Origin of the sequence: Kitasatospora sp. NPDC089797, assembly GCF_040684795.1 — a bacterium.
Classification (GTDB): Bacteria; Actinomycetota; Actinomycetes; order Streptomycetales; family Streptomycetaceae; genus Kitasatospora.
Window position 1 is genome coordinate 24,495 of record NZ_JBFBGS010000074.1, and the last position, 14,296, is coordinate 38,790.

General features: G+C 69.8%; 8 protein-coding genes and 3 pseudogenes. 5 read left to right on the forward strand and 6 right to left on the reverse strand.

Going from position 1 to position 14,296, the window contains the following annotated elements; genetic code table 11:
• Positions 1–183 precede the first annotated feature (183 nt).
• A complete protein-coding gene (locus AB0O91_RS38190; protein WP_363443260.1) occupies positions 184–894 on the reverse strand; it encodes a hypothetical protein in 711 nt (236 codons plus the stop codon).
• Between the two features lie 463 nt (positions 895–1,357).
• Here AB0O91_RS38190 and AB0O91_RS38195 point away from each other — a divergent pair.
• Positions 1,358–1,480 (forward strand): annotated as a pseudogene (locus AB0O91_RS38195) (IS630 family transposase); the annotation flags it as partial.
• Between the two features lie 3 nt (positions 1,481–1,483).
• Here AB0O91_RS38195 and AB0O91_RS38200 read toward each other — a convergent pair.
• Together AB0O91_RS38200 and AB0O91_RS38205 are read right to left on the reverse strand one after the other, a co-directional pair.
• Complete coding sequence (locus AB0O91_RS38200; RefSeq protein ID WP_363443262.1) at positions 1,484–1,954, reverse strand: GNAT family N-acetyltransferase; 471 nt, start codon at positions 1,952–1,954, stop codon at positions 1,484–1,486.
• Positions 1,955–2,178: 224 nt separating this feature from the next.
• The gene (locus tag AB0O91_RS38205) at positions 2,179–4,872 is read right to left on the reverse strand and encodes a SpoIIE family protein phosphatase (RefSeq protein ID WP_363443274.1); all 2,694 of its coding nucleotides are present in this window, start codon (positions 4,870–4,872) and stop codon (positions 2,179–2,181) included.
• A gap of 233 nt (positions 4,873–5,105) precedes the next feature.
• Between AB0O91_RS38205 and AB0O91_RS38210 the strand changes: the two are divergent.
• The 4 genes and pseudogenes from AB0O91_RS38210 to AB0O91_RS38225 form a co-directional block, all read left to right on the forward strand.
• A pseudogene (locus AB0O91_RS38210) lies at positions 5,106–5,315 on the forward strand (transposase); the annotation flags it as partial.
• A 1,857-nt stretch (positions 5,316–7,172) separates the two neighbouring features.
• Positions 7,173–7,673 carry a hypothetical protein gene (locus AB0O91_RS38215; RefSeq protein ID WP_363443264.1) on the forward strand — a complete coding sequence of 167 codons (501 nt, stop codon included), beginning with the start codon at positions 7,173–7,175 and terminating at the stop codon, positions 7,671–7,673.
• A 1,219-nt stretch (positions 7,674–8,892) separates the two neighbouring features.
• The gene (locus tag AB0O91_RS38220) at positions 8,893–9,249 is read left to right on the forward strand and encodes a hypothetical protein (protein WP_363443266.1); all 357 of its coding nucleotides are present in this window, start codon (positions 8,893–8,895) and stop codon (positions 9,247–9,249) included.
• 145 nt (positions 9,250–9,394) lie between these two features.
• Complete coding sequence (locus tag AB0O91_RS38225) at positions 9,395–9,652, forward strand: hypothetical protein (protein WP_363443268.1); 258 nt, start codon at positions 9,395–9,397, stop codon at positions 9,650–9,652.
• A 523-nt stretch (positions 9,653–10,175) separates the two neighbouring features.
• On the opposite strand, the gene AB0O91_RS38230 is transcribed toward AB0O91_RS38225, so the two are convergent.
• From AB0O91_RS38230 to AB0O91_RS38240, 3 genes and pseudogenes are all read right to left on the reverse strand, one after another.
• Positions 10,176–11,663, reverse strand: a complete 1,488-nt coding sequence (locus AB0O91_RS38230; RefSeq protein WP_363443270.1) for a LysR substrate-binding domain-containing protein — start codon at positions 11,661–11,663, stop codon at positions 10,176–10,178.
• Positions 11,581–14,139 carry an FtsX-like permease family protein gene (locus AB0O91_RS38235; RefSeq protein ID WP_363443272.1) on the reverse strand — a complete coding sequence of 853 codons (2,559 nt, stop codon included), beginning with the start codon at positions 14,137–14,139 and terminating at the stop codon, positions 11,581–11,583. Before AB0O91_RS38235 ends, AB0O91_RS38230 begins: the two co-directional genes overlap by 83 nt.
• Positions 14,140–14,201: 62 nt before the next feature.
• Positions 14,202–14,296: pseudogene (locus tag AB0O91_RS38240) on the reverse strand (ABC transporter ATP-binding protein); the annotation flags it as partial.

The window sequence follows — 14,296 nt, forward strand, 5'->3', positions numbered from 1 at the left end:
AGACCTGACCACGTGTCATGAATAAGAATTCTGTCGGGTGAGGCCAAAGGGATCTGACGGTCATTCATCCTGGGTGGAGCGGGTGTGGGTGGAGGGCGGCGTGGTTCGGACCTCGGCCCGAACTCGCGAGTTGATGGTTGCCTGTCCGGATTGCGGCCAGGGCTCAGCGCGGGTGCACAGCCGCTATACCCGCACGCTGGCGGATCGCGCCGTCGGCGGCCGCCCGCTGCTGATCGCCTGTCGGTACGGCGGCTGTTCTGTGACAGCCCGCGCTGTGCCCGCCGGACCTTCACCGAGCAGGTCGACCGGCTGACGGTGCGCTATCAGCGTCGCACCCCGCTGCTGCAGCATCTGGTCGAGATGGCCGGCGTGCTGCGCGCCGGTCGGGGCGTCGCCCGACTGCTGCAGATCGTGAACGTGACGCTGTCGCGCACGAGTGTGCTCTTCCAGTTGAAGCGCATGCCGCTGCCGCCAGCGGCGACTCCGCGTGTACGACGGACCGAGGTACCGGCTACCGGGTGGTAGCCGGTACCGGACCGGCGGGCGGGTCGGTCGGTGACGGCCTCGGCCGTGCGGGTGACGCCCGTCCAGGAGCGCGGTCTGCCGTCCGGTTAGCTTTCCGCCGCTGCGGGCCTTGTCCTGCTTGCGCAGCCACGTGCCGGGGCGGAACGCCGGGTCGTGGCCGAAGCCGGTGCGGTTGGCCGGGCCATCGATGGTGCCGCCGCCGGCGAGGTAGGCGAGCAGGCGGCGGCACGACCCGTTCCAGTCCGGCTCCAGGCGCCACAGCTCGTCCAGCGCGTCGAGCCTGGCGGCCTGGTCGGTGGCGAGGCGTGGCCGTACGAAAAGCCCGCCGCAGGCACCCCGGCCTCGACGCCACACACCAATCACCAACACAGGGCCCAGGAGAGGGATGTCAGGGTTTCCAGGCCCCCTGACCGGCACTCTGACCTGCGTTGGTGCGGGTCTCCCGCCCACGGCGGGGTGCGGGCATCAGGAGCTACACCGGAGGCCGCACCAGGACCCCGCCGCCGGCCGGGAGGCCGCCCGAAGCGAGGCCGACGGGCCCTGGAAGGATCAGACGGCGGTGCGCGCCACACCCCATTGCCCGTGGCGCGCATCGACCCCGATACCCCGCCCGGGAACAACACCAGACGGGCTCGCAGGCCCCCCACGACGGCCGCAGGCACCAAGAGGGCAGGAGCCCAGGGAGGGCCAGAACGGGCGTCGGGGCGGACCCGGCGCCGCCCCGCTCGAGACAGCGGCCCGCCGGCGCCGCCGTGCTCCAGGGCCGCGTCCAGCACGTCCAGGAGGGCGGCCACACCGGCCGTGCCGTCGAGCATCGCGGGCACCGTGGCACGGCACCGACCACACCAGCCACAAAGAGCAGGGCAACACAATCCGCAGCCACATCATCTGGCGGAACAAGAACGCCGCCGATGAGCACCTGCGCACGGTCGCGCCCAGGGCAAACGCCGCCTGAGGCTCAGCCGAGCTTCTTGCGCATCTTCACCGAGGTCGTCTCGTAGCCGAGCGACTCGTAAAGGCCCCGCGCGCCTGTGTTGAACCCGAAGACGCTGAGACCCAGAGTGTGGGCGCCCTGCGTCCGGGCGTATTCCTCGCCGAGGAGCATGGCCATTCGTCCGAGGCCCCGACCGCGTTTGTCGGCGTCGATCACGATGTCCCAGATCCACCAGGCGCCCGCGTCGTCACTCATGTCCGGGCCGATCCAGAGGTAGCCGACGGTTACCCCGGCATCGTCGACCACGTCGAAGACCGCGTGCCCTGGGGTCGGTGTCCCGGACGGAAAGGAGCGAGCCATGGTCTCGCCCGCATGCCGGTGGGCGTCCTCAGGCGTCTGCCCCAGAGCAACGAGATCCTTGGCGTACTCGACTCGACTGCGCTCCAGCCAGCCGGGGAAGTGTTGGACGTCCAGGGGACGGAGGGTCACAGTCACCGGGCCAGCCTCCCATACCGCCGACGCCGGGAGCGGTGTCGCCCCTGACCAGGGGTCACAGCCCATCACAACAGGGCAAACGTTGCCTGACGCGGCGCTACCTGGGCTTTTGCGACCTCGCCTCCGTCATCACCTGTCACAAGCACCTGGTCCTGGTCCTGATCCCAGACGTCGCAGTTCAGCCCACCAGTCCCAGTGCGCACGGAGCGCCAGCGTTCCAAGAGCTACAACGGCATCGCATCGAAGTGGAACTCGGGCATGGTCAGCGGCTGCTCGGACCAGATGACCTTGCCCCGGGCCGTGTACCTGGTCCCCCAGCGCTCGGCCAGCTGGGCAACCAGGAACAGGCCCCGCCCGCCCTCATCCGTAGTGGCGGCGTACCGCAGGTGCGGAGCAGTGCTGCTGCCGTCGGAGATCTCGCAGACCAAACTGGTGTCGCACAGCATGCGAACGCGGATGGGCCCGGTGCCGTACCGGATGGCGTTGGTGATCAGTTCACTGAGGATCAGTTCGGTGGTGAAGGTCACCTCTTCCAGCCCCCAGGCGGTGAGCTGGTCGGCGCATTCCTTCCGGATGCGAGAGACGGCGGCGAAGTCGTCGGGTACGTCCCAGATGGCCACGCGGGAGGGGTCGAGCAGCCGCGTGCGGGCGACGAGGAGGGCGATGTCGTCGCTCGGGTGTGGTGGGACCAGCGCGGCGAAGACGGCCTGGCAGGTGTCGTCCGGGGACCCGCCGGTGCGGACGCCGGCAAGGGTGGCGCGGAGTGCGGCGAGTCCGTTGTCCAGGTCTCGGTCGCGGTCGGTGACGAGTCCGTCGGTGTAGAGGACCAGGACGGTGCCGGGCGCCAGTTGGCGCTCGGTGGTTTCGAAGGGCAGACCGCCCACGCCAAGCGGTGGGCCGGCGGGCAGGTCGACGTTCTCCACGCTGCCGTCGGTGTGTAGCAGCACGGGCGGTGGGTGACCTGCCCCTGCCATGGTGCAGTGCCCGGAGACCGGATCGTAGATCACGTACAGGCAGGTGGCTCCAGTGACAGTTGCTTGCTCCCCCTGACCCTCGCCTTCGGAGTCGCCCTCTCCCGCGGCTGGCTCGCCCTGGTCAAGCCGGGCGACCAGGTCGTCAAGGCGAGCGAGCAACTCGTCCGGGGGCAGGTCGAGGGCGGCGAAGTTGAGCACGGCCGTGCGCAGTCGGCCCATGGTGGCGGCGGCGTGCAGACCGTGGCCGACGACATCGCCCACGACCAGCGCCACACGAAATCCCGGCAGCGGAACGACGTCGAACCAGTCCCCGCCGACCCCCTGCTGCGCCGGCAGGTAGCGGTAGGCCACCTGCAGGGCGTTCTGCTCGGGCACTCCGCGGGGCAACAGACTGCGCTGCAGCGCCTCGGCCATCTGGTGTTCACGGGTGTAGCGGCGTGCGTTGTCGATGCACATCGCCGCACGCGCGGCCAACTCCTCGGCGAGGGCGACGTCCTCCTGCCCGAATGGTCCGGATTCCGCACGCCAGAAGCTGACCGTGCCCAGGGTCAGTCCGCGCGCTCGCAACGGCACCGAGATCAGCGAGCGCACTCCATACGCGAGAACCCGGTCGGCGGTCCGCGGGTCGCGCTCCCGCCAGGCCTGCGCGTGGTGCAGATCGGCGGCGAGCACGGCGCGCCCGCTCCCCATGGCGGTCTCTTCCGGTGTGCCGGGCAGCGGACTGATCAGCGAACCCACCGGGTAGAACGGCCAATCATCGCGGATGCCACCGGCAGCCACCCGGCGGATCTGCGGGGCCCGCGTCTTCCCTGTCCCCAGCAGCGGCTCGTCCCCCTGGAGCACCGCCTCGGCCAGCTCGACCGTGACGAAGTCCGCGAACCGGGGAACCGCCACATCCGCCAGCTCCTGCGCGGTGCACACCACGTCCAGGGTGGTGCCAACCCGAAGCCCCGCGTCGTACAGCAACCTCAGCCGGGCCCGGGCCGCCTCCGCCTGCCCAGCCAGCGCCCGCAGCTCCGTGGTGTCCCGTAGTGTCGCAACACTGCCCGCACCGCCGCCGAACGGCGCGGTCGAACGGCAGTTCACAGCAAGCAGTCGGTCCTCGGCCAGGTGCACCTCGTCGGTGGCGACCCGCCCAGACCCCAGCAACTCGGCCAACCCGGGATCTAGTCCCAGCTCGGTGACCGGCCGCCCCTCCACCTCGGGCGGCAGCGCCAGCAGCCGCCGGGCCTCGTCGTTGGCCAACAGCACCCGTCCGCCCTCACCGACGATAAGCACACCCTCGCGCACCGCGTGGAGCACCGCGTCGTGGTGCTCGTACATCCGCGTCATCTCGGCCGGGCCCAGGCCGTGCGTCTGGCGGCGCAACCGCCGCCGCACCAGCACCGCCCCACCCGTACCCGCAGCGAGCGCTGCCGCCGCGCCACCGAACAGGACCGGCAACTGCCCGCTCACCGCGCCGACCGTACTCTCGACAAAGTAGCCGACCTGGACCAGCCCGGCGACCGAACCATCCGACCTGATGACCGGCGCGCTGGATTCGACATCGTGTGACAGCGGGTTGTTCATGGTCACGGTGACAGGCCCCTCCAGCTCTCGCTGCAACGGGCCGTAGATGTGCTGTCCGATCAGCTCGGGGTGGCCGCTGGAGGCGTAGCGGGTCCCATCGACACCGGCGAACACTACGTAGTCGAAGCCGCCGTTGTTCCTCACCTGCACGGCCAGCGGCTGCAGCACCGCCGTCGGGTCGGCGCTATCCATGGCGCCCACCACCGTGGGAACCTGTGCCAACACGCTGGCCGCCGCGCGCGTGCGATGCTCCGCATCACGCGCGGCATAGCTCCGGGCCTGCAGGATGAGCGCCGCCAGCGCGGCGGCGACCAACAGCACCACCACGACCAGCAGCCACAGGAACACCTGCCCGGCGACACTGCGCACCCTCAGCCACGAGCCCGGCCCGCCCCGAGTGGACCGCTGTTCCTCCGGTCCCGCGTCCCCACGGGTATGGCTCACTCCGTACATCCAGGCCGTCCCCACGCATCCGGATCATGACCCCACTACGCTGACACTCGGTCCGGGAACGTGCCCACATCCACGACCAGCACCCGATCAGCATCACCCTGGTGGCCGGACGGAGCGTATGACGTTGCCTAGCGTCCGGAGCAGAGCGAGCCGGCGACCCGGTCTGTCCGGTGGTGTTCATCGACTGCGTGCACGTGAAGCTCCACGACGGCCAGGTCGCGGACCGGCTCCTCTACGTAGCGCCGGCAGTCACGGTCGAAGGCACCCGGGACATCCTCGGGTTGTGGGCTGCCGACGGCGGCGAGGGCGCGACGTACTCGCTTCATGTGCTCACCGCGGTCAGGAACCGCGGCCTCGAGGACGTCTGCGTGGTCCTGCTGGTCCATGGACCAAGGAGCGACGAGTTGGTGGCAGATCACGCCCACGACATGGTCGCCCGCCGCGGCCTGCGGACCTGCCTGGTGGAACCACAGGCCGGACACGTCGTGCATCACGCTACTCCTGAGCAGTCCGCCGCCGAGGTCACCGCCTCTCTGTCACAGCCCTACTGACCTGTGCGGCTCCAACCGCTCGTGCTCGCACGCTCCAAACTGCGCTACAGCCGCCCCCCGGCGGCGCGGTAAGCCTGCACCTCGCCGCAACCAACGCCCGGGTCACTCTGCACGGGACCTCCTGAGCGCAGTAGTGCGCCGCCGTAGAAGACCGGCTCGCCGAGCTGGCGGCGGTCCCGCTCTGAACCGGGCCGCAGGACGGCCTGACGCAGCAGGCGCCGGCACCTTGGCGCCGCAGGCCCGGACAGCCACCAGTACAGGCGACGGCCCGTGGGTGTCAGTCTTCTGTGCCGTCGGTGTCCTGGGGCGGCAGGCCTACGATCGTACACAACTGACCTGTGGCCTGTGCGAGCAGCGCGAAGGCCAGCCCCAGCGACTCACCCGCGGGCGGCAGGCCACAGGCCCCGCCGAACGAGGCGGCGCAGCGCGACCACCGCGGTAGCGGCGCCGGCCAGATCGCGCGCGGCGGCCAGGACCACGACGTCCGGGGCCCGCTCGTCGGGCCCCGCCGCCCGGACTCGCCGGTGTCCTACGCCCGGCGGGCACCAAGGCCGTCGACGCGGCGTTGTTGCCCGCCGAGATGGCCGTCCCGCACCCGCTGCGCCCGGGCTGGCCCGCGGTGCTGCGCCTCGCCCGCCCGGACCTAGCCCATCGAGCCACAAATCCCATCCTGCAGGACCTTGCGACCCCAGGGCCTCCCGAACAGCCGTCAGCGACGACAAGCTTGACTTCGTGCCGATTCACCCGATTATCGGACCAGCTGAGATGAGATGAAACGTGCCAACCTCACCCCTTCTCCTCGCGACCACACTCGTCTCAGCCTCCACACGTCGTCAGGTCTGGCGCAGGCCCTCCCCGGGCGCCGACGCCAGCCGTACCGAGGACGTCCGCTGGTGTGTCGGGCCCACCAGGCGTTGCCGGACGTTGCAGGTGACGCGGTAGGCCTGATCGGCCCGGACGAGAAGCTCGGACGGTTACCGCTTCGGGTGAATGAGCATCAGGTTCCTTGGCCTCACCCAGCAAAATCGTCGTGCATGACGCACGGTCATATCTGCAGTTCCCCATAGGATTTTCAAAGGAGCTGTCAGATAGCATCTCTGACAGGCCATCCGAAGGTCGAGATATCCGGGTCGATAATTACTTGATCGTCCTTTCGGAGGTCATGGCGCGGAATCCTTCAGCGCCGCCTTCCTGTGGGTTCGACGTCACTCGGGAGCACAGCTTCGGAGAGCGGGACCAAAACCGCTTTGTTCATGATTCGGAAGGGGATAGAAGAATGCGCAGTCGATTTTCCAGGGTCGCGGTTGTGGCGGTGATCGCAGGTGGTGCCGCCGTGGCCGTGCCCGCGACGGCCTCTGCTCAGCCGGCGGCCTGCTCTGTCAAGGCCGAGCTGGATCTGGGGCGGGGGAAGGCGACCTCATGGTGCATCAGTCCCGGACCGCGGGAGATGAAGGAGCACCGCGCGGTGATCAAATGTACCGTTGTGCGCGGTCGGAACAGCCCCCATGACATCACGTACACCGAGTGGGGCCCGTGGAAAAAGATAGGCGAGAGTTCGGTCGCCATGTGCGGGTTCAGTTCCAGTACGGCAGGGTACTCGTTCGAGACCCGCTAGCCGGGTAGTGGCTATCCGCGTGTACGGTAGGCGAGCGTAAGGAAAGGAGCCGGGCGATGAACCTGGTGATCGGTGACCCGCGCCATGGGCGGGTGGAGATCTCCGTCGACCGTGAGCGCGGGGTGATCGACGTCCGGTCACCTTCCCTGCCGAACGCGACCATCATGCGCCGCGAAGGCTCTGCGGCGAGCGATGCCTCACCGATCGGGACCCGTGACGGCCGCCGGACGGTTCTGACGGTGGGGGGCGAACCGGGCCGGGTGTCCCCCGGGACGGGGTTCGCCACCCGCAGGTCGTATCGGGTCGGTGTCCAATTCCGTGATGCCTCCTACGGATTCGACCCCGTCGCGGAAAACCTCACCCGCTTCACCCGCAACGGGATCGAGCTGGCCGTGTTCGAGCGAACCGCCACGAGCGGGATCGAGGCCTCCTGGTCCCCGGACGCTCCCTGCACCCCCGACGAGGCCGCACTCGGCTACTCGCTCGTCGGCGCCTACGGAGTCGGATCGCCAGGTGTGCTCAAGTCCGTCATCGGGCACGGAGGGGCACCCTTCTAGGCCCTTCCCTCGTACACCGGTCACGCGCGGCTGGGACCCTTCAGCCGCGCGTGACCCATGAACTGCTGCTACCCAGGCTGAACTTGCTGCGCCGTGAGCCCCGACGGGCCCACATCCCGCACCAGGAACCTCACAGCTCCTCCCAAGTCCTCGACGATGGTCCATACGATCGAGCCCTGACAGCTGCCCGAGGTATCGGCACTCACCGGCCCCCTCCTGAGGACAGCAACACCGGGCCCGGCGCAGCCTCGAGGCCGGCTTCCACGCACAACCGGTCCAGCCAGGGGTCGACTGGACCAAGTAGCGCCGCGGCCGCACCCAGCAGGCCGTGTGCCAACGGTCAGCGTGAGTTTGCAGCTCCCGCCGGGCCTGTGAGCAAGCCCGCGGCACTGCTCCGCCGGTCCCGGGCGGCCGGCCGCCGATACAGCGGCGACTGGCGAACAGCCGCGGGCGGCACCTCAGCCCCGCGCCGCCCGGCTCACCGACCCTCACCGAGTGGCAGTCGGCTTCCGAAGCAAGTAACCACGCAACTGGCAGCTCAACGAGTCAGCAATCCTGCCAGCAGGTCAAGTTCGGCCAGCAACGCCGCCCCTGCGTATGGATCACCCGCCAACGCCACCTTGGCCTTCCACCTCCGGTACGGCCGTCTCGACCCGACAACAGCAGAGAGCCCTTCCGCTCGGCTGGGACAACGGGACTGGCTCTCCGAAGGCCCAAGAACTTCACATTCGCCCCGTGGACCCTCACCTCCGCCAGCCGCTGGCCAGTGGCAACGCGGGCTCCCTGGCCCTCCCGAACCAGCTGCCGCCGACGGCAGGACGGTCTTCATCCCGGTTCATCCGAATATCTGACCGAACGAACAGAAATCGACAATGCGACGCTCACAGCTCCTCCCCACGCATGTCCTCGTTCCAGCCACCGCGCTGCTCCTTCCAGCCGCACTGGCCGTCCGGGCCTCTGGGAGCAGTGGTGCCCGGCCAGGGGCTGCCGGATCCGCTGCGGTGTCCCCCTGCCGGGCAGCCGCATCCTCCGCCGCCAGCCCTCGACCGCGGGGTCCCGAGGGCGAACGCCTCTTTCACGAAGCCGGCTCCGCGGAAGAGGCCGCCTTCCCGCCGAATCACGTGGCCGCGGACAAGGGAGAGCTTTCCGGTCCCGGCAGCACGCCGGTCTTCCTCGGCCGCGAGGTCCTCAGCTCCGACTCGATCGGGGGCAACCGCCCGTGATCACCGCCGCCGTCATCACCCCGGTGCCCGAGCACCAGCAGCAGGCCGCGCTCCGACACCTGGTCGTCGGCCGGGAAACCGCCGCGCTGAAGGCGTTGTGCGCGGAGTCCGATCTGCCACTCGCTCACGCTCCCGCCGCCCTGGCGGCTCTGGCGAGGCACAACCTGCCGGTGACCGCCGAGGACGCTGCTGCGGTGCTCGCCGACCAGGAACCCACGCTCCGAGAGGCACTCCGCAGCCTGCTGGGAGCAGGACGACGACGCGAGGCGCTGCTTCTCCTGCGAAATGCCACGGGCGTCGGCGTCCTTACCGCACGGCGAATCGCGGCAGAGCTCGCCCCAGCCCCTTGCTAGACCCGGCCACGCGAGGGCCCCGCGGGCCACGAGGACCGTAGCCGGTGAACGCCGATGCCGCGTTGCCGCCCCGGAGCCCAGCCGGACCTTCACCAACCAACTGACCGCTGGGACATACCCGCACAGCAACAGCAGGAGAACCCAGTTGTATCCGACCGTTTCCCGCCCTGCCCGAATCCTTGCAGCCTCGGTCACCGGTGGCCTCACCATCGTCACCAGCACCTTCCCGGGCAACCGGGTGCAGGTCGCCGTCCAGTACACCGGCACCGACAAGTGGACCACCCCCACCCCCACACCCCTGCCCGACGGCTGCACCGCCGCCGAGTACCACCGGCGCATCGTCGCCACCGTCCGAGCCGGCGGCGAAGCCGTCGCCCCCACAGCGGACAGGCCCGCCCAGTAGTCGCTCTGCTGTCTCCCGCGCCCCCGGAGACAGCAGAGGAAAGCCAAGTGGCCGCCGCCCTGCTGCAGGGCGGCGGCCACCACCGTTGCGCGCAACGACTTCCGCCCGTGAACGGGGGACGACCGGCCTCCAGGAAGGTGTGCGGCCCCGCAGATCGGCCGTTGCCCGGCAACTGGTCGAACCTGCCCGCGGTGGCCGGACTGGACCGGCGTTCTCCCCTACCGTGCAGCGCCACGGCCCCGCCCCGGCCACGCCCGGTGCGCCGCGCACAACGAAACGTCACTGTCGTGTACGGCCGTCCGTTCAACCATCCACGGCACGGAGGGCAGCCACTATGACCACCCGCACTTCCCACGATGCGGTTGGCGGGTGGCCCTGGCAGGCCCGACGCCCGGGCACTGCAGACGGCCCGGCCACAGGCAACCATGAGCACACGGCGGAACCCTCGATACCGGGGATCGCACCCGCCCGCCCCCCGACACCCCGGCCCGCACACCGCCCCAGGCCCGAGCGAGACCCCCCCTCAGGCCTCAGCTGCCCTTGTCGGCGGGCAGTGGCGCCGGTAGGAGCTGCTGGCCCGTCGCAGGGCGTCTTCCAGCCGGGGAACGAGGAGGTTGGTGCCTGTCGTGCGTCGGACCACGTAGACCCGCCGGGCGCACGAGGGCTCGTCCAGGAGCCTGACGGAAGGGCGGAGTTCGTCGGTGACCGCGAGTTCGGGAATCAGTGCCACACCGAGCCCTGCCCGCACCATCGCGCGGATGACGTTGTAGTCATTGCTCCGGAACGCCACCTGAGGAGCGAACCCCGCCGAGGCGCACAGGTTCGCCAGAGATCGCGCACCCGCGCTCTCCTCCTGGCTCGTGATCCAGTTGCGGCCGCGCAGGTCCGCCATACAGACCCGCTCTGCCAGGGCAACGGGGTCCGCAGGAGGTATCAGCACGAAGAGCGACTCCCGCAGCAGTTCCACCGCCGCCACCCCGAGCGGCAACTGCTGGTGCACCCTGTCGTAGGCGTAGATGAGCGCCGCGTCCAAACGGCCCGCGGCCACGAGCGGCACCAGCTCGGACGGCTCCCCCTCCTCCAGGGCGACGTCGGCACCGGGGTACTCCTGCGTCAGCCGGGCCAGTGCCGGCGGCACGAGGAGTGCCTGAGCCGTGGGAAAGCTCCCCAGCCTCAGCATTCCGCACGAACCCGAGGCCAGCGCGCGTACCTCGTCCTCCAACGCGGCCAGTTCGCCGAGCACCCGGTAGCACCGCTGCCCGAGCGCGAGGGCCGCACTGGTCGGCCGCACACTGCGGGCACCTCGCTCGAACAGCACGAGCCCACTCACCCGCTCCAGCGCACCGATGTGCTGGGAGACAGCGGACGAGGTGTAGCCGAGCCTGCCGGCCGCCTCCGAGAAGGATCCGGTCTCCAACACCACGCTCAACGTGCGGACATGAATCGGGTTGATCATCCTGGGATTCCCATGAGCTCCGGTACCGGTTCGTCTTTCGATCGCCTTGTCCAAACACAGCTGCTCTTTCGGAGGGGGCCGGGGGCTGCCCGGCCTCACCGCTCGCGGGACGGTGAGGCCGGGCCTGGACGTGGCAGTTACGCTCCTGATCGCGCCGAGGACTACTGTCCGGGCCGCCCGGTGGGCCGGCCACGCTCCGGCGAGCAGGCCGACCACCGCAGCGGCGAGCAGGCAGAGCCTGATCTGGACTGGTGGCACCACCACGGTGATGCCCTCCATCGCCCGTAGCATCGTCTGGACCGCAGCCGAGGCCGTGATGATCCCGAGCAGTACCCCGATCACGACGCCGATCAGCGCGATCAGCAGGGATTCCAGCCGGACCATCCGGCGGACGCCGAGTCGGTCCAGGCCGATCGCCCGCAGCATCCCGATCCCACGTGTGCGGCGCCGGTGCGGCGCCCGGCGCCGGCGGTCAGTCGGTCTTGATGCTCTCCAGGATGTCCAGCCCGGCTGCCCGGCGGGCCGGCCAAATCGCGGCGACCAGGCCGACCACACCGGCCAGGACGAGGAAGAGCAGCAGCTGCCCGTACGGGAGCACGGTGGTCATGCCCGCCATCCTGGACATCAACGTGCTGTTGATCGCCCAGGCGATGAAGCAGCCGAGCAGCAGGCCGATTCCCGCGCCGAAGAGCGAGATCACCACGGACTCCAGGTGGACCATCCGCTTGATGCCCCGGCGGTCCAGGCCGATCGCCCGCAGCATCCCGATCTCGCGCTTGCGCTCGAAGATCGACATGGCCAGCGTGTTGATCACGCCCAGGATCGCGACCAGCACGGACATCGCCAGCAGGCCGTACATCAGGTTCAGCACGAAGGTGATGGTCTGGCTGAAGCCGTCCCGGACGTCCTGCTTGGACTTGACCTCGATCACCGGGTTGGCGCCGGTGGCGTCCTTGAGCGCCTGCTTCAGCGAGTCGGTGGCACCGTCGGTGCCCTTGACCAGGATGTCCTTGGTCTGCGGATCGGGCTCGTGCTTGACGATCTCGCTGTTGGCCAGCACGACCGAGCCGAGCATGCCGCCCTTCTCGTAGACGCCGCCGACGGTGATCTGGCCGGTGGAGTCGTCCGGGTAGGTGACGGTCAGGGTGGAGCCGGCGGTGACGTTGTTCGTCTTGGCCACGTCCGTGTCGACCAGGATCTGGCCCTGGGCGAAGCCGGCGGTCGAGCCGCTGGTGAGCTTGACCGAGACCAGCTTGTCGAAGCTGTCCGCGTTCAGACCGTTGATCGTCTTGGTCGTGCCGTTCAGTTCCCAGCGGACGGTGGTGAGCGGCGAGGAGGCGGTCACACCGGCGGTCTTGGCGACCTCGGCCGGGACCTTCGGCGACAGGCTCATGTGGTTCGCGGTCGAGACCAGGTAGTCGGCCTTCATCGAGCTGGTGATGTCCCGGTCGAGGGCGTCGCCGAAGGAGGTGCCGACCACCGTCAGACCGCTGACCAGGGTCAGGCCGATGGTGACGGCGGCCGCGGTGGCCGCGGTGCGACGCGGGTTGCGCACCGCGTTCTGCCGGGCGAGCTTGCCGGGCGTGCCGGCCAGCTTGCCGAGGACCGGGCCGATCAGGGCGATCACCGGGCGGGAGAGCAGCGGCAGCAGGATGAAGACGCCGATCAGGGTCGGGAAGGCGCCCAGGGCGACCAGGATCCGGCCGGAGTCGTTGCCGGTGGAGGCGCCGGAACCGATCAGCGCCAGGCCGCCGGCCGCGAACAGCGAGCCGATCGTGTTGCGGACCACCAGGCTCTTCTGGCCGGCCGGCTGGTCGCCGCTGCTCATCGCGGCGACCGGGGCGATCCGGGAGGCGCGCATCGCGGGCAGCAGCGCCGACAGGACGGTGACGAGGACACCGGTCACCAGGGTGACCGCCACGGTCATCGGCTTGATCACCAGCGGGCTAGTGGGCAGTCCGTCGTTCAGCGAGTGGATCAGGGCCTGCATCCCGGCGCCGATCCCGACGCCGACCAGCAGGCCGGCCGCGGCCGAGACGGCCCCGATCAGCAGCGCCTCGATCAGCACCGACCGGGTGACCTGCTTGCGGCTGGCACCGATCGCCCGCAGCAGGGCGAGCTCCTTGGTGCGCTGGGCGACCAGCATGGTGTAGGTGTTGGCGATGAGGAACGTGCCGACGAAGAGCGAGACCCCGGCGAACGCGAGCAGCATGGTGCGCATGCTCTCCGTGAGGCCGGTGATCATCTTCTGCTCGTCCTCCTTGAGTTGCTGGCCAGTCTCGGCGTCGATCTGCTGACCGGCCGGGAGCTTCGACTGTGCCTGGGCGAGCAGGGCCGCCTCGGTGGTGCCGGGCTTGGCGGTGAGCACGACGCTGCTGTAGCGGCCCGGCTCCAGCAGGATCTGCTGGGCGGTGGCCCGGTCGAAGAGGGTGAGGGTGCCGCCGCTGTTGACCACCGGGTCGTCGGTGGTGAAGACGCCGGTGAGCTTCGCCTCGATCACCGGCCCGTTGGCGGCCACCCGGACGGTGTCGCCGACCCGGTAGCCCGCCTTGTCGGCGGTGCTGCGGTCGAGGGCGACCTCCTTGGCGTTCTTCGGGCCCTGGCCCTCGACCATCGGGTAGCGGGCGTCCTTGCCGTCCCGGCCCGGCGCGAAGTTGGCCCCCGTCGCGGACCATGCCTGGCCGATCAGGTTGCCGCTCCTGTCGGCGACGCCGGTGAACCCGCTGACCACGCCGCGGGCCGAGGCGGCCCCGGGGAGCGCGCCGAACTCCTGGACGGTGGCGTCGGTCAGGGTGGCCACGCTCTTCTCGCGGTTCTCCCGGGCGGAGGCTGAGGACCCGGCCGCCCGGTCGACGATCTGGACCGAAATATCGGAGTAGCTCTTGGAGTTGCTGTCCGTCATGGCCTTGCCGGAGGTGTCGGTGAAGACCAGGGTGGCGGCGACGAAGGCGGTGCCGAGCATGACGGCCAGCATCGTCATCAGCAGTCGGCCCTTGTGGGCCAGTACGTTGCGCAGTGCGGCGCGATACATGAGGTGTCCTGGGGGGGTGGGGGCGTGTGGTTTCGGGTGCTGGGCTGCGTGCTGTCGTGGTGTCAGCTGGTGCGGCCCTTGGCGTCGAAGCGGCGCATGCGGTCCAGGACGGTGTCGGCGGTGGGGTGGTGGAGTTCGTCGACGATGCGGCCGTCGG